The sequence below is a fragment of the Micromonospora sp. NPDC049257 genome, assembly GCF_040678915.1.
In the GTDB taxonomy this organism is placed as follows: Bacteria; Actinomycetota; Actinomycetes; order Mycobacteriales; family Micromonosporaceae; genus Micromonospora; species Micromonospora antibiotica.
On the sequence record NZ_JBFAQU010000012.1, the window covers coordinates 1 to 18,540 of the forward strand.

19 protein-coding genes and 1 riboswitch are annotated in these 18,540 nt (G+C 72.7%); of the genes, 6 read left to right on the forward strand and 13 right to left on the reverse strand.

Going from position 1 to position 18,540, the window contains the following annotated elements; genetic code table 11:
* The 5 genes from AB0K25_RS18630 to pdhA form a co-directional block, all read right to left on the reverse strand.
* A partial coding sequence (locus AB0K25_RS18630) for an Ig-like domain-containing protein (RefSeq protein ID WP_363821362.1) occupies positions 1-1,327 on the reverse strand: 1,327 nt, incomplete at its 3' end.
* A gap of 178 nt (positions 1,328-1,505) precedes the next feature.
* Complete coding sequence (locus tag AB0K25_RS18635) at positions 1,506-3,185, reverse strand: right-handed parallel beta-helix repeat-containing protein (protein ID WP_219462388.1); 1,680 nt, start codon at positions 3,183-3,185, stop codon at positions 1,506-1,508.
* Positions 3,186-3,368: 183 nt separating this feature from the next.
* Positions 3,369-4,859 carry a dihydrolipoamide acetyltransferase family protein gene (locus AB0K25_RS18640; RefSeq protein ID WP_357536729.1) on the reverse strand — a complete coding sequence of 497 codons (1,491 nt, stop codon included), beginning with the start codon at positions 4,857-4,859 and terminating at the stop codon, positions 3,369-3,371.
* Entirely contained in the window at positions 4,856-5,872 is a 1,017-nt protein-coding gene (locus AB0K25_RS18645; protein ID WP_219462392.1) for an alpha-ketoacid dehydrogenase subunit beta, read from the reverse strand. Before AB0K25_RS18645 ends, AB0K25_RS18640 begins: the two co-directional genes overlap by 4 nt.
* A complete protein-coding gene (gene pdhA, locus AB0K25_RS18650) occupies positions 5,872-7,071 on the reverse strand; it encodes a pyruvate dehydrogenase (acetyl-transferring) E1 component subunit alpha (protein WP_219470002.1) in 1,200 nt (399 codons plus the stop codon). Before pdhA ends, AB0K25_RS18645 begins: the two co-directional genes overlap by 1 nt.
* 72 nt (positions 7,072-7,143) lie before the next feature.
* Here pdhA and AB0K25_RS18655 point away from each other — a divergent pair, with 72 nt between their 5' ends.
* On the forward strand, positions 7,144-7,650 hold the full coding sequence (locus AB0K25_RS18655; protein WP_219462394.1) for an Lrp/AsnC family transcriptional regulator: 507 nt from the start codon (positions 7,144-7,146) through the stop codon (positions 7,648-7,650).
* A 21-nt stretch (positions 7,651-7,671) separates the two neighbouring features.
* On the opposite strand, the gene AB0K25_RS18660 is transcribed toward AB0K25_RS18655, so the two are convergent.
* A complete protein-coding gene (locus tag AB0K25_RS18660) occupies positions 7,672-8,643 on the reverse strand; it encodes a DNA primase small subunit domain-containing protein (RefSeq protein WP_219462397.1) in 972 nt (323 codons plus the stop codon).
* Positions 8,644-8,711: 68 nt separating this feature from the next.
* Positions 8,712-8,948 carry a winged helix-turn-helix domain-containing protein gene (locus AB0K25_RS18665; protein WP_204922898.1) on the reverse strand — a complete coding sequence of 79 codons (237 nt, stop codon included), beginning with the start codon at positions 8,946-8,948 and terminating at the stop codon, positions 8,712-8,714.
* Positions 8,949-9,135: 187 nt separating this feature from the next.
* Between AB0K25_RS18665 and AB0K25_RS18670 the strand changes: the two genes are divergently transcribed.
* Together AB0K25_RS18670 and AB0K25_RS18675 are read left to right on the forward strand one after the other, a co-directional pair.
* Positions 9,136-9,330 carry a hypothetical protein gene (locus tag AB0K25_RS18670; RefSeq protein WP_219462398.1) on the forward strand — a complete coding sequence of 65 codons (195 nt, stop codon included), beginning with the start codon at positions 9,136-9,138 and terminating at the stop codon, positions 9,328-9,330.
* 10 nt (positions 9,331-9,340) lie between these two features.
* A complete protein-coding gene (locus AB0K25_RS18675; RefSeq protein WP_219462400.1) occupies positions 9,341-9,961 on the forward strand; it encodes an L-threonylcarbamoyladenylate synthase in 621 nt (206 codons plus the stop codon).
* Positions 9,962-9,971: 10 nt separating this feature from the next.
* Here the strand turns inward: AB0K25_RS18675 and AB0K25_RS18680 are convergent, their stop codons facing one another.
* Complete coding sequence (locus AB0K25_RS18680; protein WP_357536733.1) at positions 9,972-10,502, reverse strand: hypothetical protein; 531 nt, start codon at positions 10,500-10,502, stop codon at positions 9,972-9,974.
* Between the two features lie 301 nt (positions 10,503-10,803).
* Here AB0K25_RS18680 and AB0K25_RS18685 point away from each other — a divergent pair, with 301 nt between their 5' ends.
* The gene (locus tag AB0K25_RS18685) at positions 10,804-11,304 is read left to right on the forward strand and encodes a hemerythrin domain-containing protein (RefSeq protein ID WP_219462405.1); all 501 of its coding nucleotides are present in this window, start codon (positions 10,804-10,806) and stop codon (positions 11,302-11,304) included.
* A 105-nt stretch (positions 11,305-11,409) separates the two neighbouring features.
* Here AB0K25_RS18685 and AB0K25_RS18690 read toward each other — a convergent pair whose 3' ends face one another.
* Positions 11,410-11,847, reverse strand: coding sequence for a helix-turn-helix domain-containing protein (locus AB0K25_RS18690; RefSeq protein ID WP_357536735.1), 438 nt, complete (start codon positions 11,845-11,847; stop codon positions 11,410-11,412).
* A gap of 116 nt (positions 11,848-11,963) precedes the next feature.
* Between AB0K25_RS18690 and AB0K25_RS18695 the strand changes: the two genes are divergently transcribed.
* On the forward strand, positions 11,964-12,779 hold the full coding sequence (locus tag AB0K25_RS18695; RefSeq protein ID WP_357536737.1) for an SDR family NAD(P)-dependent oxidoreductase: 816 nt from the start codon (positions 11,964-11,966) through the stop codon (positions 12,777-12,779).
* A 9-nt stretch (positions 12,780-12,788) separates the two neighbouring features.
* Here the strand turns inward: AB0K25_RS18695 and AB0K25_RS18700 are convergent, their stop codons facing one another.
* Positions 12,789-13,658 carry a metallophosphoesterase gene (locus AB0K25_RS18700; protein ID WP_357536739.1) on the reverse strand — a complete coding sequence of 290 codons (870 nt, stop codon included), beginning with the start codon at positions 13,656-13,658 and terminating at the stop codon, positions 12,789-12,791.
* Positions 13,659-13,839: 181 nt separating this feature from the next.
* Positions 13,840-13,929, forward strand: a riboswitch (ZMP/ZTP riboswitch).
* Positions 13,930-13,947: 18 nt separating this feature from the next.
* On the opposite strand from AB0K25_RS18700, the gene AB0K25_RS18705 reads away from it, so the two are divergent.
* A complete protein-coding gene (locus tag AB0K25_RS18705) occupies positions 13,948-15,384 on the forward strand; it encodes a glycine hydroxymethyltransferase (protein ID WP_363821371.1) in 1,437 nt (478 codons plus the stop codon).
* A gap of 318 nt (positions 15,385-15,702) precedes the next feature.
* Here AB0K25_RS18705 and AB0K25_RS18710 read toward each other — a convergent pair whose 3' ends face one another.
* The 3 genes from AB0K25_RS18710 to AB0K25_RS18720 all read right to left on the reverse strand — a co-directional run bounded on the left by AB0K25_RS18710 (position 15,703) and on the right by AB0K25_RS18720 (position 18,449).
* Positions 15,703-15,954 (reverse strand): hypothetical protein, encoded by a 252-nt coding sequence (locus tag AB0K25_RS18710; protein WP_089003913.1) that lies wholly within the window; start codon positions 15,952-15,954, stop codon positions 15,703-15,705.
* A 115-nt stretch (positions 15,955-16,069) separates the two neighbouring features.
* Positions 16,070-17,377 (reverse strand): PLP-dependent aminotransferase family protein, encoded by a 1,308-nt coding sequence (locus AB0K25_RS18715; RefSeq protein WP_255597594.1) that lies wholly within the window; start codon positions 17,375-17,377, stop codon positions 16,070-16,072.
* A gap of 4 nt (positions 17,378-17,381) precedes the next feature.
* Positions 17,382-18,449, reverse strand: a complete 1,068-nt coding sequence (locus AB0K25_RS18720; RefSeq protein ID WP_363821522.1) for an alpha-hydroxy acid oxidase — start codon at positions 18,447-18,449, stop codon at positions 17,382-17,384.
* Positions 18,450-18,540 lie beyond the last annotated feature (91 nt).

Here is an 18,540-nt window from a genome sequence, read left to right on the forward strand (position 1 = left end):
GCCACGCGGCGGCGAGCACGGTACGGCCGCTGCGGTCGGGCAGCACGTCCGGTGGGGGCGGCGCGGCGACGAGCTGGTCGGACCCGTCGGTCAGGGCGGCGACCACCCCCGGATGCGGCGGGCTGGTGGCGGGCGCCGGCTTCAACCCCGGCGGTACGGGCAGCGCGCTGCCCCTGGCGAACTCGGCCCAGCCCGTGTTCCAGGCCGTCCAGCCGTTGCCCGGCCGCAGCGGCACCTCGGTGCCCTTCACGGTGACCAGGTCGCCGACCTGGGTGACGCCCATCAGCCAGTCGGCGGCGGTGGACGACACGTTGGCGCAGCCGTGCGAGACGTTGGTGTAGCCCTGGTCCCCCTCCGACCACGGCGCGGCGTGGATGAACTCGCCGCCCCAGGTGAGGCGCTGGGCGTCCTCGACGTCGACCACATAGCCGCCGTCGGGCTCACCCCGGGTGTCGAAGCGGGTCTGCTGGTGCTTCTCCATGATCACCATCTTGCCGCTGGAACTCGGGGTGCTCGGCTTGCCGAGACTGACCGGGATCCTGCGGACCAGCTTGCCGTCCTGGAAGACCGACATCTGCTTGGTGGCGTTGTCGATGTCCAGGGCGACCTGCCGGCCGATCTTCGAGGTGGACCGCCGGTCGGCATCACCGACGTACTCCTTGCCGATCGGCAGCCCCTCCAGCGCGGACCGGACACTGATCGTCGTCCCGCTGCGCCAGAAGTCGGGCGCGCGGTAGTAGACCTGGCTGCCGTCCTCCAGCCACGACCAGGTGCCCGGCTGCGGCGGATCGGTCTTCACGAACAACCGTCGCTGCACGGCCGCTCTGGCCGCTGTGGGAACTGCCGGTTCGAACGCCACCGTCACCGGCATCGCGGTGCCGTACGTCTGGTTGCCGGCGAAGTAGAGCACGCTGGTCAACGCCGACCGGGTGGTGTTCGCCACCGTGGTGAACGTGGTGCGCCCGACGGTCGTGCGGCCCGCGTCACCGGTCGCGGTCACCTCCGCGGTGTAGGTCCGGCCACCACTCAACGGGGCCGCCGGCACCCAGCTCGACCCGTCCTCCCGCGGCTCCCCGGCGACGGACCTCCCCTTGTCGTCGGTGAGCTTCACACTGGTCACCCGCCCGTTGTTCACGGTGGTGCCGACCTCCGCGCTGACCGGTACGTCCTTCGCCCGATCGGCCGGCGTCACCGACACCGTGGGGGCCGCCGGCCCACCGGGCGCCGCCCCGGCCGCCGGCTTCCGCTCGGCGGTACACCCGCCGAGGACCAGCGGTGTGGCTGCGATGGTCACCGCCAGAAGCGTCAATCGCCGCCTCACGTCCATATTCCCGTCCCCCCGTTCCCCGTCCCCTTGGCCACATTCTGTACGGCGTTTCTCGGGCCGGGTCACGCTTTCGGGGAACCGGGCGGGCAACGGCCGGCCTTATCGACCCCATCGATGCCGGACGGGCCGGACGGGCACCGGATGTCCGGGATCGACCGCGTCGGGGCGGCACGGACAGTCAGTCCCAGTCCTGGTCACCGTGGTTGCGGTTCCACCGCCCACCGACCGGCGGGGTGTCCAGTCGGATGGCTGCCACCGCGTTACCGGCCAGGTCGTTGTCCTCCACCCGGCAGGAGACACAACTGCCCCGGGAGGTGATCCAGAGCCCGTGGGTCTGGGTGCGTTCGGGATGGTTGTCCCAGATCCGGTTGCCGCGCACCGTCGCCGAGTCGAACGCGGCGTCGATCGCGATGCCGGCCCGGGTCGGCGGCGCGTCAGGCAACTCGTACGGGGTGCCCGGCAGCGGGGTGTCCCCGCTCCACGCGGAGTAGGCGTCCGGGCGGACCGGGGCGAGGTGCAGTTCGGTGGCGGTGTTGGCGGCCACCACCGCCACCCGGGAGCCGACCCGCAGCACCTTGCCCCGGTGACTGTCCTGCGCCCAGTTCGCCGAGCGGTCGACCACGGACCGGGCGCTGTAGCGGACCGACTCGCCGCCGCCACAGGACGCCTCGGCACACTGCCGACCGTTGTTGCGGATCCGGTTGTCGAGCAGCATCGCGTCGGTCATCGGCCGGTCCACCCGGACGGCGTCCAGGCCGTTGCCCCAGAACTCGTTGCTCTCCACCACCACGTCCTGCGCCGGGTGCGGATAGCCGCGACCCAGATCGTGCTGGTGGTAGCCGTAACCGCCGTTGCTGCTGATCCGGTTGCCCCGCACCGTGTACGGGCCCGGCGTGTTGCCCACGCTGATCCCGTCGCCCACGTTGGCGTCGATGACGCAGTCGGTGAGCAGGCCGCCCCGGCCGGCGACCCCGGCGGTGCCGTTGCCGGACACGTCGTAGCCGGCCTCCAGGTTGCCGGTCATCGTGCAACCGGTGACGATCAGCCCGTCGGCACCCCAGTCCGAGATGCCGAAGCGGTTGCCCTGGCTGTGGCAGCCGATGATCCGGTAGCCACGCGGCGGCGTCCAGTGGTCCTTCTGGAGTTCGAGGAAGATGCCGTTGGTGCCGTTGGCGAGGGCCGTGCAGTTGGCGATGGTGAGCCGTTCCATGTCGCCCCAGCCACCGATGCCGATACCGATGCCCGCGCCGCCCATCTGCTCACCGTTGTCCAGCCGGCCGCAGCCGACCACCACCACCCCGTCGACCAGGGTGTCCTGGAGGAAGTCGCAACCCAGGCCGGTCGCACCGGTGTGGTGGATGTAGAGGTTGCGGAACACCCCGCGCACCACGTACTGCAAACCGAGCCCCTTGGCCAGGTAGTTGTACTCGGCCAGCGCCACCCCTGAGCCGTCGATCTCGAAGTCGGCGAAGGTGCAGTCGGCGATGTGCCGGTCCCGGTCCGCGCCGTGCTGCAACACCGTCCAGAACGCCAGCGGCGTCGGGTCGGTGCGGTTGCCCTCGTTGCTGAGCAGAAACCGGGTGGCCGCCGGGCCGGCGCCGATCAACGACACCCCGCTGCGCCACACCGTGCCGGCGTCCCGGATGGAGTAGATGCCCGGCGGGCACCAGATCACCCGGGCCCGCCCGTCGGCCGCGTAGCCGTCACCGAGCCGGTCCACCAGGGCGGCGAGCGCCGGCTGGTCGTTGGTCACCCCGTCGCCGGTCAACCCGTGGTCGTGGGCGTTGCACCACAGCGGTGCCCCGGCGACGGGGGGACGGCGGTCCCGCACGGCGACGGGCAGACCCTGGTACGGCACGGTGGCTCCTCTCGGCGGTGCGTCCACGACCGACGCGGCGGGTTCGCGACCGACGGCGGTTTCCCGGCCCACCGACCGGAAAACCCGCCCGCCCACCGCCGGCCCGTCCGGAACCGGACGAACACCGGGCAGCGCGACGGAGCCGGTCACCCCGCCCAGGGTGACCGGCTCCGGGCGTACCGCTCAGACGTTCGCCACCAGCAACGCCGGCTGTTCGACGCAGTCGGCGACGTGCCGCAGAAAGCCACCGGCCACGCCACCGTCGCAGACCCGGTGGTCGAAGGTGAGGCTGAGCTGGGTCACCTTGCGGACGGCCAGCTGCCCGTCGACCACCCACGGCTTGTCCACGATCCGCCCCACCCCGAGCAGCGCCGCCTCCGGGTGGTTGATGATCGGGGTGGAACCGTCCACCCCGAACACGCCGTAGTTGTTGAGGGTGAAGGTGCCGCCGGTGAGCCGGGCCGGCGACAGGGTGCCGGCGCGGGCGGCGGCGGTGGTCTCGGCCAGCGCGGCGGCCAACTCCCTGGTGGTCAGCCGCTGGGCGTCGCGTAGCACCGGGACGAGCAGGCCCCGGTCGGTCTGCGCGGCGATGCCCAGGTGCACCCCGGCCGACTGGACGATGCGCTGCCCCTCGGTGTCGACGTGCGCATTGAGCTGCGGGAACCGCCGCAGGCCGCTGAGGCAGATCCGGGCCAGCAGGGCCAGCACGCTGACCGGGGCGTCCGGGGTGGCCGCGTTGATCGCCGCCCGGGTGGCCAGCAACGCGGTGGCGTCCGCGTCCACCCAGATGGTGACCTCGGGAATCTCCCGACGGCTGCGGGAAAGCTTGTCGGCGATCACCCGGCGGATGCCGGTCAGCGGAATGACCACGTCGGACGCCTCGGCGGGGGCCGGCCCGACGTGCGCCGCCGGGGCCGGGTCCGCGACGGCGGCGGGCCGGTCCGGGTCGCCGGTGTGCCGCTGCGGCGCGGTGGTCAGGGCGGCCTCCACGTCGCTGCGGCGGATCACGCCGCCGGGGCCGGTGCCCCGCAGCCCGGCCAGGTCGACCCCGTGCTCGCGGGCGAGCCGGCGCACGATCGGCGAGATGACCAGGGGGGCCGTCCCGCCGGCCGGCGCGGTGCCGCCTCCGGCCGGCGGGACGACGCCGTCGGTGGACACCCCGGTGGCCGGGGTGTCCGTCCCCGCGCCGGCCGGGACCCTCGGCGCGGACGACGGGCCGACGGTGCCAACGGGGACGGGCCCGACGGCCGGCTCCGCGACGGGCGCGGCGGCCGGCTCCGGGGCCAGGGTCAGCCGGGGGCGTCGCCGCCGCCGGGTGCCGCCGTGGCCGGTGCCGTACCCGATCAGGACGTTGCCGGAGCCGGCCCGTTCCTCCTCGCGGTAGGTGGCGTGCCCGGCGGGCTCGTCGCCGCCGTCGGCCGGCGCGACGGTGATCAGCGGCTGACCGACCGGGCGCGTCTCACCGGCCGCGCCGTGCAGGGCGACCACCCGCCCGGCGTACGGGCAGGGCACGTCGACCACGGCCTTGGCGGTCTCCACCTCCACCACGCTCTGGTCCACGGTGACCACGTCACCGACGGCGACCTTCCACTCGACGATCTCGGCCTCGCTCAGCCCCTCACCGAGGTCGGGCAGGAGGAAGACCCGGGTGCCGGTGGCGGTACGGGCGCTCACGCCGCGCTCCCCTGGGCCAGCCAGCGCGGATCGGGCCGGTCGTCCCACTGCAGGCGGGCCACGGTGTCGAGGACCCGGTCCACCCCGGGCAGGTGGGTGTGCTCCAGCATCGGCGCCGGGTAGGGGATGTCCAGCCCGGCGACCCGCAGCACCGGGGCGTGCAGGGCGTGGAAGCAGCGCTCCTGCACCCGGGCGGCGATCTCCGCGCCGACCCCGGCGAAGCCCTGCGCCTCGGTGATCACCACGCACCTGCCGGTACGGCGCACCGAGGCGGTGACGGTGGCGTCGTCGAACGGCACGATGGTGCGTACGTCGACGACCTCCAGGTCCCAGCCGTCCTCCCGGGCGGCCTCGGCGGCCTCCAGCGCCACCGGCACCGCCGGGCCGTACGCGACCAGGGTGGCGTCGGTGCCGGGACGGCGCACCACGGCTCGGCCAAACGGGGCGGTACGGGCGGGCAGTTCAGCCTCGCCGCTGGCGAAGTAGAGCTTCTTCGGCTCCAGGAACACCACCGGGTCCGGATCGGCGATCGCCTCCCGCAGCAGCGAGTACGCGTCCTCCACCGTCGCCGGGGTGACCACCTTCAGGCCGGGGGTGTGCGCGTAGTACGCCTCGGACGAGTCGCAGTGGTGCTCCACCCCACCGATGCCACCGGCGTACGGCACCCGGATGACCATCGGCACGCTCAACGCGCCCCGGGTGCGGTTGCGCAGCTTCGCCACGTGCGAGGCGATCTGCTCGAACGCCGGGTAGGCGAACGCGTCGAACTGCATCTCCACCACCGGCCGCAGCCCGGACATGGCCAGGCCGACGGCGAAGCCGACGATGCCGGCCTCGGCGAGCGGGGTGTCGAAGCAGCGCTTGTCACCGAACCGGGCCTGCAACCCGTCGGTGATCCGGAAGACCCCGCCGAGCTGTCCCACGTCCTCGCCGAAGACGAGCACCCGCTCGTCGTCGAGCATCGCGTCGGCCAGCGCGGCGTTGAGCGCCTTCGCCATGGTCATGGTGGCCATCAGGCGTCCCCCTCCGCGTCGGCGGCCAGCTCGGCCCGGACCATCTCGCGCTGCTCGACCAGTTGCGGGGTCGGTTCGGCGTAGACGTGCTCGAACAGGCTCAGCGGGTCGACGGTCGGCTGGGCGTGCATCCGGTCCCGCAGGTCGGCGGCGTACGCCTCGGCCTCGGCGGCGATCTGTGCGACCACCGCGTCGTCCAGCTCGCCCCGGCTGCGCAGGTACGCCTCCAGCCGGGCCACCGGGTCGCGGTCCCGCCACGCCTCGACCTCGTCGGGGTCCCGGTAGCGGCTGGCGTCGTCGGCGTTGGTGTGCGCCTCCATCCGGTAGGTGTGCGCCTCCACCAGGTACGGCCCGTGCCCGGCGCGGGCGTGCGCCACCGCCCGGGTGAGCACCGCCAGGACGGCGACGGGGTCGTTGCCGTCGACCTGCTCGCTGGGCACCCCGTAGCCGACGCCCTTGTAGGCCAGGCTCGGCGCGGCCGTCTGCCGGGACAGCGGCACGCTGATCGCGTACTTGTTGTTCTGCACGAAGTAGACGACCGGGGCCTTGAACACGGCGGCGAAGTTGAGCCCCTCGTGGAAGTCGCCCTCACTGGTCGCGCCGTCGCCGATGAAGGCCAGCGCGACCGTGTCCCGCCCCTGGTAGGACTCGCCGTAGGCCAGGCCGGCGGCGTGCACGCACTGGGTCGCCAGCGGGGTGCACTGCGGCGCGGTGTGCACCACCGTCGGGTCGTACCCGCAGTGCCAGTCGCCGCGCAGCAGGGTGAGCACCTCGACCGGGTCGATGCCCCGGGCGGTCAGCGCCATCGACTCCCGGTAGGTGGGGAACACCCAGTCGTCGTCGCGCAGCGCCAGCACCGCGCCGACCTGGCACGCCTCCTGGCCGCGCGAGGACGGGTAGACGGCGAGCCGGCCCTGCTTGGTCAGGGCGGTGGACTGTGCGTCGAAGCGCCGGCCGACGACCATCCGCCGGTACATCTCGCGCAGCGTCTCGACCGGCGGTTCGGGCAGGTCGGCGCGGGGCGGCAACGGGGTGCCGTCGGGGTCGAGCAACCGGACCGGCGCGGTCTGCGGGAGCAGGCCGGCGGTGGGGTCGGGGGCGACCGGGGTGGCCGGTCGACGGGTACGCGGGGATGCCCTGCGGACCGCCTGGGGTGTGGTCGTCACGGCGGGGACCTCCTGGACGTGTGGTGGCCCTATGCTCCAGCCGTTGGATGATTGACTCAACATTCCCGGTGAACGCGGGACGATTGGCCTACCGAGGAGTATCTGATGAGCCAGCAGACCACCCCGCCGCCGGGCCCACCGGGCGCAACGGGACGTTCGGTCACGCCGCTGGACGAGGTGGACCGACGGGTCCTCGACGAACTCACCCGGGACGGCCGGCTGTCCATGCGCACCCTCGCCGAACGGGTGCACGTGTCGCGCACCAACGCGTACGCCCGGGTGGAGCGGCTGCTGCGCGACGGGGTGATCACCGGGTTCCGGGCCCGGGTGGCACCCGAGCCGGCCGGGCTGGGCACCTCGGCGTACATCTCGTTGACCATCCAGCAGAACACCTGGCGGGAGGTGTCGGCAGAGCTGGCCCGGGTGCGCTACATCGAGCACGTGGCGCTGCTCAGCGGGGAACACGACGTGTTGGCGCTGGTCCGCGCGCCGGACAACGCCACCCTGCGGGACGTGGTGCTCAGCCGGGTGCAGGGCATCGCCGGGGTGCTGTCCACCCGCACCTGGCTGGTCTTCGACGAGTTCGACGGGGCCGGCAGCCCCTGGGCCTGAGTGACGGCCCGGCGCGGTTGGTCAGCGTTCGGGTGGGGCGGCCAGGCCGGCGCGGTCGGCCAGGGCCAGCAGCGGCTCCAGGGAGTAGCGGTCGCCGTCCAGGCCGGCGTGCGGGTCGCCGCGCTCGGCGAACCGGGCCGGCATGGTCAGCACGTCGAAGTCCTCCGGGCGGGCGTCGTCCAGCTCCGCCCAGTCCAGAGGGGCCGACACCAGCGCCGCCGGGGTGGGCCGGATCGAGTACGCCGACGTGACGGTGTGGTCGCGGGCCATCTGGTTGTAGTCGATGAAGACCGGCCGGTCCCGCTGCTCGCGCCACCAGGTGGTGGTGACCAGGTCGGGCAGCCGACGCCCCAACTCGTGGCCCAGGGCGAGCACCGCGCGTCGGCACTCGCCGAAGCTCCACCGGGGCTCGATGGACAGATAGACGTGCAGGCCGCGCCCGCCCGTGGTCTTGGGGTAGCCGACCATGCCCAGCTCGGCGAGGAAGGCCCGGACCTCGTGCGCCACCGGCACCACCTGGTCGAAGCCGACCCCCGGCATCGGGTCCAGGTCGATCCGGAGCTGATCGGGGCGCTCCACGTCGGCCGCCGTCACCGGCCAGGGATGGAACCGCAGGGTGCCGAGGTTGGCCGCCCAGATCACCACCGCCAGCTCGCCCGGCGCGACCTCGTCGGCGGTACGGCCGCTGGGGAAGGTGAGGTGTGCGGTGCGCACCCAGTCGGGAGCGCCGGCCGGGAGCCGTTTCTGATAGAAGGCGTCACCCCGGTTGTCCTGCCGGGTGCCGATCTTCGCCCCCTCGAACACGCCGCGCGGCCAGCGCTCCAGCATCGTCGGCCGGTCCCGCAGGGCACGCAGGATGCCGTCGCCGACGGCGAGGAAGTAGCCGACCACGTCCCGCTTGGTCAGCCCGCGCTCGGGAAAGTAGGGCTTGTCGGGGCTGGAGACGCGGACCAGCCGCTCCCCCACCTGGATCTCCTCGGCCGCCGTCGCCACGCTCACACGGTAACGGCCACCCCCGACACCCGGAGCCGGCTCACCGGATCGCAGCGATACGCGGAGGGCTACGCCTCGGGTTGCCCGACGTAGGTGCCGCGCTGCGGCACGGTGTAGACCAGCCCACGCTCGCGAAGCTCCGCGACGGCACGCCGGGCGGTCCCCCGGGCCACCCCGAACTCCTGCACGATCGCCGCTTCGCTCGGAATCGGTCGATGCGCCGCGAGGTCACCGTTGCTGATCCGACCAGCCAAGATGTTTGCCACCTGGCGGTAGACCGGCACCGGGCCGTCTGGATCGATCATGGCAAGAAACTAATCGAGCCAAGACGAGGCAGGTTCTTTAGCTACGTCCCTAGACGTTCATGCTTGTACACCACTACCGTAAGTGGCAGCTCGTGACGATCAGTCATCTGGGCTGCCGGTAGCGGTCCGGGTACCTGATCGGGGATCGGTGCCCGGATCTGCCCGTACCCGGAGGGGTCCCATGCCGATGGACGACGGACCGGTCACGCCCGCCCTGGTCATCTGGACCGCGCAGCGGGTGGTGGCGCAGCACCACGAGGCACCGGACGGGCCGCCACCCCTGCGCCGTTGCTTCCAGTGCCGCGACGGCGGCTGCCACATGCTGACCTGGGCGCGCGACGTGCTCCGGGCTCACCGGCGACCGCCGCCACTCCCCCACTAGGCTCGCCGCCATGGCGATCTATCTCGACGTACACCCGGAGAACCCGCAGCCACGGACGATCGCCCGGGTGGTCGACCTGCTGCGCGGCGACGGCCTGATCGCCTATCCGACCGACTCGTGCTTCGCGCTCGGCTGCCAGCTGGGCAACCGGGACGGCCTCGACCGGATCCGGGAGATCCGGCACCTGGACAGCAAGCACCACTTCACCCTGGTGTGCCGGGACTTCGCGCAGCTCGGCCAGTTCGTGCACATCAACAACGCGGTGTTCCGGTCGCTGAAGGCGGCCACCCCGGGCAGCTACACCTTCATCCTGCCCGCGACCAAGGAGGTGCCGCGCCGGCTGCTGCACCCCAGGAAGAAGACCGTCGGGGTACGCATCCCCGACCATCCGGTCGCGCAGGCGCTGCTGGCGGCGCTGGGTGAACCGTTGGTGTCGAGCACCCTGCTGCTGCCCGGCGAGACGGAACCGATGACCCAGGGCTGGGAAATCAAGGAACGGCTCGACCACGCGATCGACGCGGTGATCGACTCCGGCGAGTGCGGCACCCTACCCACCACCGTGGTCGACTTCTCCGCCGACGAGCCGGAGATCGTCCGCTACGGCGCGGGCGACCCGACCCGCTTCGAGTAGGCCCGCCGGGTCAGGAACCGGGTTCCACGGGCGGCAGCGGCAACGGCTCGACCACCGGGTCGACGCCGTGGGTGGAGTGCGCGGGTGCCGGGCGGGCCGGCCCCGGGGTCCGGCGGTGCCGGCGACCCGCGCCCACCGGCCCGGCCCGCCGGGCCACCTCGCAGGTGACCAGGTGGATCGGGGCCGGTGGCACGGCGAACCGCCCCGGACCCCAGCGCACCCAGAGGGCGACCCGGCCGGCGTCGGCCTCCGCCGCGAGCTTCTCCCAGGTACGCCGCCGGTCGGTGTGGTCAACCTCGACGACCACCGGCGGGCCGTCGCGGCGGGCACACGCCACGTCCACTACCGAGTGGCGGTCCGTCATCGGCGGCGGCAGCGGCAGCACGCTCGCCGCCCGACGGTATGAGCGCCAGCCCTGCTCGGCGGCCCAGACCAGCACGGCGTCGATGATCAGCGCGGTCACCTCGTCGGTGCCCAGGTCGACGAACTCCAGCCCGGCCAGCCGCCCGGTGAGTGATGCCGCCAGCCGTTCGCCGTCCACCCGGGCAGGATATCGACTCACCGATCACGGTCCACCTCCACCCAGACCCGGCGGGGACCGGGCGGGCCGCCGGGCGGAGGACTCCGGTCGACCGCACCGACCGTGCGCCCGGGATCCGGCTCGCGGCCGGTCAGGTGGTGCTGTTCGGCCGGATCGGGTTCCTCGCCCGCGACCTGCTCGACGAGATACCGCACACCGTCGCCACCGTCTGAGGTTGCCGGACATTCGTCGACCGCGATCCGTTTCCGCAGCTCACCCAGGGGTACCGGGATGGCCGTCAGCCGATCAAGGAGGTCTGCCGGTGTCCACCGACGCCATCGTCCTGCTCAAAGAGGACCACAAGGAGATGCGCCGCCTCTTCCGCGAGTTCGAAAAGGCGCAGGAGGGACCGGCCAGTCGCCGCCGCAAGGTGGTCGACGAGATCGTGGCAGCCCTCACCACCCACACCTACCTCGAGAACGAGGTGATGTACCCGCAGGTCCGCAAGCTCCTGCCGGACCTGGAGGACGACATCCTGGAGTCGTACGAGGAGCACCACGTCGCCGACGTGCTCTGCGCCGAACTGGCCGCGATGGACGCCTCCGACGACCACTTCGTCGCCAAGACCACGGTGCTGATCGAGAACGTCGAGCACCACGTCGAGGAGGAGGAGCAGGAGTGGTTCCCCAAGGTGCGGGAGGCGCTCGGCCGCAACCAGCTCCAGGAGATCGGCGAGCGGATGATCGCGCTGCGCCCGGACGCGCCCCGCTCGCCCAGTGACCCGAAGGCGATCAAGAGCGCCCGGCACGCCACCACCGCCTGACCCGACCGGCAACACCCGCACCGGAGTACGTCAAGGGGCCCGGCCGGCTGGTCGGGCCCCGCTCGGTCCCGCCGGGGCGGTCAGCGAGGGCCCGCGTGGGTCCGGTCAGAGACCCGTGCGGTGCGGCAGGGACGACGCGGGGACGGTGGCCCGGTGCCGGGCGGCGGCCAGCTCGGGCCCGTGGCGGACCGCCCAGTCGGCGAGGCCGGACAGCGGACCGAGCAGGCTCTGCCCGAGCGGCGTGAGGCGGTACTCGACGCTGGGCGGGACGGTGGGATGGACGTCCCGCAGCACCAGGCCGGCCCCCTCCAGGCCCCGCAACGTGCGGGTCAGCATCCGCTGGCTGATGCCGTCGATGGTGCGGTGCAGCTCGTTGAACCGGTACGGCCGGCGGCCCAGCAGGGTCAGCACCAGCATCGACCACTTGTCGCTGAGTAGCCGCAGCACCTCGGTGACCGGGCAGTGCTCGTACTCGTCGGCCGGCACGGGCGTCGGCAGGACCGCCGCCACCAGGGAACGAACCTCCGTGTGCGGTACGGACATGAAAGTGCCTTCTTCCCTCGGTCGCCGAGCCCGAAGAGGATTGTGCCGTCCGCGATCCACGGTCGACGTCCGGTGCCTGACGGGGTCACCGGCCGGCAGCGGCAGGGAGGGGCGGCATGCGCGTCACGGTCATCAGCGGCGGCACCGACGGCATGGGCCGGGCGACGCTCGAAGCCCGGATCCGCCGTGGCGACGAGGTCGTCGCCATCGGCAGCAACCCGGCGAAGGGGCAGGCCGTGCGGGCGCTCTCCGGCCGGGTGCACTTCCTCCGGGCGGATCTGCGCTCGGTGGCGGAGACCCGCAGGGTCGTCGACACCATCAGGCGACGGTGGCCGAAGGTGGACGCCCTGGCACTGTTCGCCAACCGGCCGGTACCCCGGCGGGTGGTCACCGACGAGGGCCTGGAGCAGACCTTCGCGCTCTACTACCTGAGCCGTTACCTGCTCAGTCACGGTCTACGCGACCAACTGGACGCCGCCGAACAGCCGGTGATCGTCAACGTCGTGGGGGTCGGCATCACCCGGGGATCGATCCACTGGGACGACCTCCAGCTCACCCGGAAGTACGGCATGGTCGACGCACAGTTGCAGGCCGGCCGGGCGAACGACCTGCTCGGGGTGGACTTCGCGGCGCGGTCCGGCTCGCGGGCACGGTATGTGCTCTACCACCCCGGCTTCACCCGCAGCGGCGACCTGTCCACCATGCCGGCGGCGATCCGTGGGGTGATCCGGGCGGCGTCGGTCGTCGCCAGGCCGGTCGGGAAGTCGATCCGCCCCGTCGTGGCGTGGATCGACAACCCACCGTCGGATGCCCTGACCGCCAACGACCGGGGCAGACCCGTTCCGCTGTCGACCACGACGCTCGACCCGGCCGCCGCCCGCCGCCTCGGCACGATGACCGACTCGCTGGTCACCCGCCTCGACGCCGGCTGAGCCGGTGGTTCACCAGAGGGTCACCGGTGCGCCCGTCGGCGCGGGCAGGATCTGCCGTACCCGGCCGGGGGCCACACTGCGCTGCCGCCACTCCCGGGGATAACCCACCGAGACCTCCTCGAACCGCACCCCGTCCTTCCAGGTGGTACGCGGAATGTGCAGGTGCCCGTAGACCACCGTGGTGGCGGCGAACCGGCGGTGCCAGTCGGCGGTGGCCTCCGTCCCGCACCACTGGGCAAAGATCGGATAGCGCAGCACATCGGTCGGGTGGCGGTCCAACGGCCAGTGGTTGACCAGCACGGTGGGCAGCGCCGGATCGCGGGCGGCCAACCGGCGGGCGGTCTCCTCCAGCCGGGCCGCACACCACTCCTGCCGGCTCGGATACGGGTCGGGATGCAGCAGGAACTCGTCGGTGCAGACGATCCCCGTCCGGTACGCCTCGGCCAGCGCGGCCTCCCGGGTGTCGAACCCCGGCGGTCGCCAGCTGTAGTCGTAGAGCAGGAACAGCGGGGCGACCAGCGCCGGACCGCCCGGCCCCCGCCACACCCGGTAGTCGTCCTCCGGGGTGACCACACCCAACTCCCGGCACCGTCGCACCAGCAGGTCGTAGCGGTCCACCCCGCGCAGGGTCACCGGGTCGGCCGGCGGGGTCCACAGCTCGTGGTTGCCGGGTGCCCAGATGACGGTGTCGAAGCGTTCGGCGAGCGTGCCGAGCGCCCACTCGATGTCGGCCACGGTGTCCGCCACGTCACCGGCGACGATCAGCCAGTCCCGTGGCGAGGTGGGCCGCAGCGCCTCGACCAGGGCACGATTCTCCGCGTACCCGATGTGCAGATCGCTGATCGCGACCAGACTGCCCTCGGTGTCCTCCCCCAGCATCCGCCGATCGTACGCAGCCGACCGCCCGGCGTGGGGCCACCGCAACGGCCACCGCAAAGGCGGTGGCCGGCCGACCGAGCCGGTACCGGGGCACCGGAGCTCCGCACGATCGGAGAACCCGGCCGGCTGCCCGGCACCGGCAGGTACGCACGGGCAGCCCGAACGGCACCCGGTAGGATCGTCGGTGGGCCGTGACTGGCGCGTGGGGATGGAGCACCATCGGGAAGCGGCCCCGTCATGAGGACGCACGCCGAGCGCCTGGGCCTTCCGCACGTCACCTGGAGGTCGCATGTCGCGCAACGCCGAATCCACCGCTTTCCTCAGCGCGCTCGAGGTGATCCGGGCGGTCGAACCCCGGGTGGCCGACGCGATCGGCGCGGAGCTGACCGACCAGCGTGAGTCGCTGAAGCTGATCGCCAGCGAGAACTACGCCTCCCCGGCGACCCTGCTCACCATGGGCAACTGGTTCAGCGACAAGTACGCCGAGGGCACCGTCGGCCGTCGCTTCTACGCCGGCTGCCAGAACGTCGACACCGTCGAAGCGCTCGCCGCCGAACACGCCAAGGCGCTGTTCGGGGCCTCCCACGCCTACGTGCAGCCGCACTCCGGCATCGACGCCAACCTGGTCGCCTTCTGGGCGATCCTGGCCGACCGGGTCGAGTCCCCCGCCCTCAAGAAGGCCCAGGTACGCCAGGTCAACGACCTGACCGAGGCGGACTGGTTCGCGCTGCGCCGCGAGCTGGGCAACCAGCGGATGCTGGGCATGTCGCTGGACGCCGGCGGGCACCTCACCCACGGTTTCCGACCCAACATCTCCGGCAAGATGTTCGACCAGCGCAGCTACGGCACCGACCCGGCCACCGGCCTGATCGACTATGACCGGGTCGCCGAGGCCGCCCGGGAGTTCAAGCCGCTGATCCTGGTCGCCGGCTACTCGGCGTACCCCCGGAAGGTGAACTTCCGGATCATGCGGGAGATCGCCGACTCGGTCGGGGCCACCTTCATGGTCGACATGGCGCACTTCGCCGGCCTGGTCGCCGGCAAGGTCTTCACCGGAGACTTCGACCCGGTGCCGCACGCGCACATCGTCACCACCACCACCCACAAGTCGCTGCGCGGGCCGCGCGGCGGCATGGTGCTCTCCGGCCCGGAGCTGGCCGACCAGGTCGACCGGGGCTGCCCGATGGTGCTCGGCGGTCCGCTGCCGCACGTGATGGCGGCCAAGGCGGTCGCGCTGGCCGAGGCCCGCCGGCCCGACTTCGCCGACTACGCCCAGCGGATCGTCGACAACGCCCAAGCCCTCGCCGAAGGGCTGCTGCGCCGGGGCACCACCCTGGTCACCGGCGGCACCGACAACCACCTGGTGCTGCTCGACGTATCAGGCTACGGTCTCACCGGCCGGCAGGCCGAGCAGGCGCTGCTCGACTCGGGCATCGTGACCAACCGCAACGCCGTCCCGCAGGACCGCAACGGCGCCTGGTACACCTCCGGCATCCGGATCGGCACCCCGGCGCTGACCACCCGGGGTCTGGGCACCGCCGAGATGGACGTCACCGCCGAGCTGATCCACACCGTGCTCAGCCAGACCACGCCGGGCGCCAACGCCGACGGCACCCCGTCCAAGGCCAAGTACGTCCTCGACCCGGCGGTCGCCGACAAGATCAGCAAGCAGGCCACCGACCTCCTCGCCGCCCACCCCCTCTACCCCACCATCAACCTGGGCTGACTGTAAGCCCGGCCCGGCCCCGCCATTCCGGCACCCCGCCCCGCCCCGCTCCCTCGCGGTGATCAAGAGGTTTAGGTCACGAAAGCCCTCATCAGTGACCCAAACCTCTTGATCACCGACCCTCACCACCGTGCCGGCCCCACCACCGTGCCGACCCCGACCAGGGACAGCCGGAGGGTGGGGGTGAGGCCGGGTTGGGCTGCTGGGGTGATCAAGAGGTTTAGGTCAGGAAAGGTGGTTCTGGTGACCAAAACCTCTTGATCAACCGGGAGACCGGGGGCGGAGGCGGGGGCGGGGACGGGCGGGCAGGGGTGGGGGTCAGGGGAGGGGGCGCTTGAGGTGGTAGCGGTGGACTTCGGTGCTGCCCTGGATGTTGTTGACGTCCTCGGCGGCGGAGACCAACTCCCAGCCCTCCCGACCGACCCGGTTGAGGTGGGCGATGGCGGTGTCGCCGTAGGCCGTGACGTCGGTGCGTGAGCCGTCCGGGCCGTACCAGACGAACGAGACGTGGAACTGGCGTCCCTGCCCCTGGTAGCGGCGGACCAACAGGGCGTACTCCCAAGCGATCATGCGTCCATTATGGCCACCGGCCCATCCGTCGCACAGCACGGGAGGTGGCGGTTCGATGACACGCGGTGCCGGTCGGCGCGGTGACCGGGTCGGCCGGAGCACGGCAACCGCGCGGTCAGCGGAGGCCGGTCAGTTCGTCGGTGATCAGGGCGGCCAACCGGTCCAGCCCGAGGTCGATCTGCTCCGGGGTGACGGCGCTGACCGACAGTCGCAGCGCGTCGACCGGGCGGCCGTCGTCGTAGAAGTGCGCCATCGGCGTCCAGAGCACACCGTACCGCTGCGCGGAGCGCCGCAGCAGCGCGTCGTCGACCGGGAACGGCACGGTGACCACCACGAAGAAGCCACCGGCCGGCGCGTTCCAGCGCACCGGCGAGCCGGCCGGGAAACGTCGCCGCAGGCCGGCCAGCAGGTGGTCCCGGTTGCGGGTGTACGCCGCCCGTTCCCGCCGGTTCGCGGTCACCAGTGAGCAGGCGTGCTCCAGCAACGCCCCGCCGATCACGGCCTGGGCCAGCGGCGACGTGTTCACCGAGACCATGCTCTTGATCTTGGCGAGCTGGTCGGCGAACAACCCCACCGCACCGTCGAGCCCGCCGACCCGCTGGTCGGCCACCAGATAGCCGATCCGGGCCCCGGGGAGCACCGTCTTGGCGAACGAGCCGAGGTAGACCACCCGGCGTCGGGTGTCGAGCGCCTTGAGCGTCGGCACCCGGTCGGCGTCCCCGGCCGGGAAGAGGCCGTACGGGTTGTCCTCGATCAGCAGCAGGTCCTCCTCGACGGCCAGGCCGAGCAACCGCCGCCGGTCGGCCACCGGGATGCTGGTGCCGGACGGGTTGGCGAAGTCGGGCATCACGTAGCAGGCCCGGGGCCGCAACCCCTCGTCGCGCGCCCGACGCACCTGGGCCCGCAGGTCGGCCAGGTCGATTCCGGTCGGGCCGGCGGCGACCGGGCGCACCGGCAGGTCCACCAGCCGGGCCGCGCCGGTCAGCCCCACGTACGTCGGGGCGACGGCGAGCAGCACGTCGGTCGGGCCGGCCCGTAACGCCCGCAGCACCAGCAGCATCGCCTCCTGGCAGCCGACGGTCACCACCACCGCCTCGTCGTCGACGTGGACGTCCTCGTCGACGGCGAGGTTGCGGGCGATCAGATGGTGGATGATCCCCTTGGTCCGGCCGTACTGGAACAGGGTGCGGCGGACCTGGTCGGGGCTCTGCCCGAGGTCGTCGGCGAGGTGCCGGCGGAACCGGTCCAGCCAGCGGCCCGGCGCGTCGTCGTCGAAGAACTCCTCGTAGGGTCGCCCGGCGGCCAGCGACACCGCGTCGGGCCAGTGCTGGGAGACCTCGTTGAGGAAGTTCATCGAGTTCAGCGCCGGGTCGTCGACCGCCGGGTGCAGGGTCGCCAGGTCCAGGTCCACCAGATGCTCCAACGGGTCAGCCTCCGGTCAGGGTACGCAGCCGCCGGGCCTGCCCCGGGTCGGCGCAGCCGGTCAGGGTCAGCGCGTCGCGCAACTCGACGGCGAGCAGGTCGAGGGCGGCCCGCGCGCCGGCCCGGCCACCGGCCGCGAGCGCCCACAGCATCGGGCGGCCGAGCAGCACCCCGGTCGCGCCGAGGGCGAGCGCGCGCAGCACGTCCGTGCCGGACCGTACCCCGCTGTCCAACAGCACCTCGATCCGCTCGCCGATGGCCGCGACCACCTCGGGCAGCATGGTGGCGGTGGCCGGTGCACCGTCGAGCTGCCGGCCGCCGTGGTTGGAGACCACCACGGCGTCCACGCCGACGTCGGCGGCGCGGACCGCGTCACGCGGGTCGAGGATCCCCTTGACCAGCAGCGGCAGCCGGGTGCGCTCCCGCAGCCAGGCCAGGTCCGCCCAGGTCAGCGCGGGGGCGAAGGCGGCTTCGGTGTGCGCGGCGATGGCGGACACCCCGGGCGTGCCGGTGTGGGCCAGGTCGTCGCGGCCGGCAGGCAGGTTGGCGGCGGTCACCTCCGGCGGCAACGCGAAGCCGTTACGCACGTCGCGCAGCCGCCGGCCGAGCGCCGGCACGTCGACGGTGACCATCAGCGCGGCACAGCCGGCAGCCTGTGCCCGGTCGAGCAGATCGGCGACCAGGCCCCGGTCGCGTAGCCAGTAGAGCTGGAACCAGACGGGCCCGTCGGTGGCGGCGACGACCTGTTCGATCGGGGTGCTGCTCAACGTGCTCAGCACGTAGGGCACCCCCGCTGCGCCGGCCGCCGCCGCGAGCGCCGGTTCGCCGTCGGGATGCAGCAACCGTTGGTACGCCATCGGCGCGACCGCCACCGGCATCGCCTGTTCCCGCCCGAGCAGCTCTGTGTCGGTGCGGGGCCGCTCCACCCCGGTCAGCACCCGGGGTAGCACGGCGACCCGGTCCAGGGCGGCCCGGTTGGCGGTGAGGGTGGTCTCGATGCCGCTGCCCCCGTCGACGAAGTCCCAGACCCCGGTTGGAAGGGTCGCCCGGGCCAGGTCGGCGAAGTCCGCCAGGCTGACCGGCGGCCGGTCCGCCTGGCCGGCGGTGGCTGACCCGGCACCGACCGACCCGACGGACTCCGACCCGGCACCGGCCGAGCCGACG

Excerpts from the sequence above, each read along its gene's own strand:
- AB0K25_RS18645 (WP_219462392.1), bottom strand. The coding sequence starts at position 5,872 with ATGGCCACCATGACCATGGCGAAGGCGCTCAACGCCGCGCTGGCCGAC.
- AB0K25_RS18655 (WP_219462394.1), top strand. The coding sequence starts at position 7,144 with ATGAGCCAGCAGACCACCCCGCCGCCGGGCCCACCGGGCGCAACGGGA.
- AB0K25_RS18665 (WP_204922898.1), bottom strand. The coding sequence starts at position 8,948 with ATGATCGATCCAGACGGCCCGGTGCCGGTCTACCGCCAGGTGGCAAAC.
- AB0K25_RS18670 (WP_219462398.1), top strand. The coding sequence starts at position 9,136 with ATGGACGACGGACCGGTCACGCCCGCCCTGGTCATCTGGACCGCGCAG.
- AB0K25_RS18675 (WP_219462400.1), top strand. The coding sequence starts at position 9,341 with ATGGCGATCTATCTCGACGTACACCCGGAGAACCCGCAGCCACGGACG.
- AB0K25_RS18690 (WP_357536735.1), bottom strand. The coding sequence starts at position 11,847 with ATGTCCGTACCGCACACGGAGGTTCGTTCCCTGGTGGCGGCGGTCCTG.
- AB0K25_RS18695 (WP_357536737.1), top strand. The coding sequence starts at position 11,964 with ATGCGCGTCACGGTCATCAGCGGCGGCACCGACGGCATGGGCCGGGCG.
- AB0K25_RS18700 (WP_357536739.1), bottom strand. The coding sequence starts at position 13,658 with ATGCTGGGGGAGGACACCGAGGGCAGTCTGGTCGCGATCAGCGATCTG.
- AB0K25_RS18705 (WP_363821371.1), top strand. The coding sequence starts at position 13,948 with ATGTCGCGCAACGCCGAATCCACCGCTTTCCTCAGCGCGCTCGAGGTG.
- AB0K25_RS18710 (WP_089003913.1), bottom strand. The coding sequence starts at position 15,954 with ATGATCGCTTGGGAGTACGCCCTGTTGGTCCGCCGCTACCAGGGGCAG.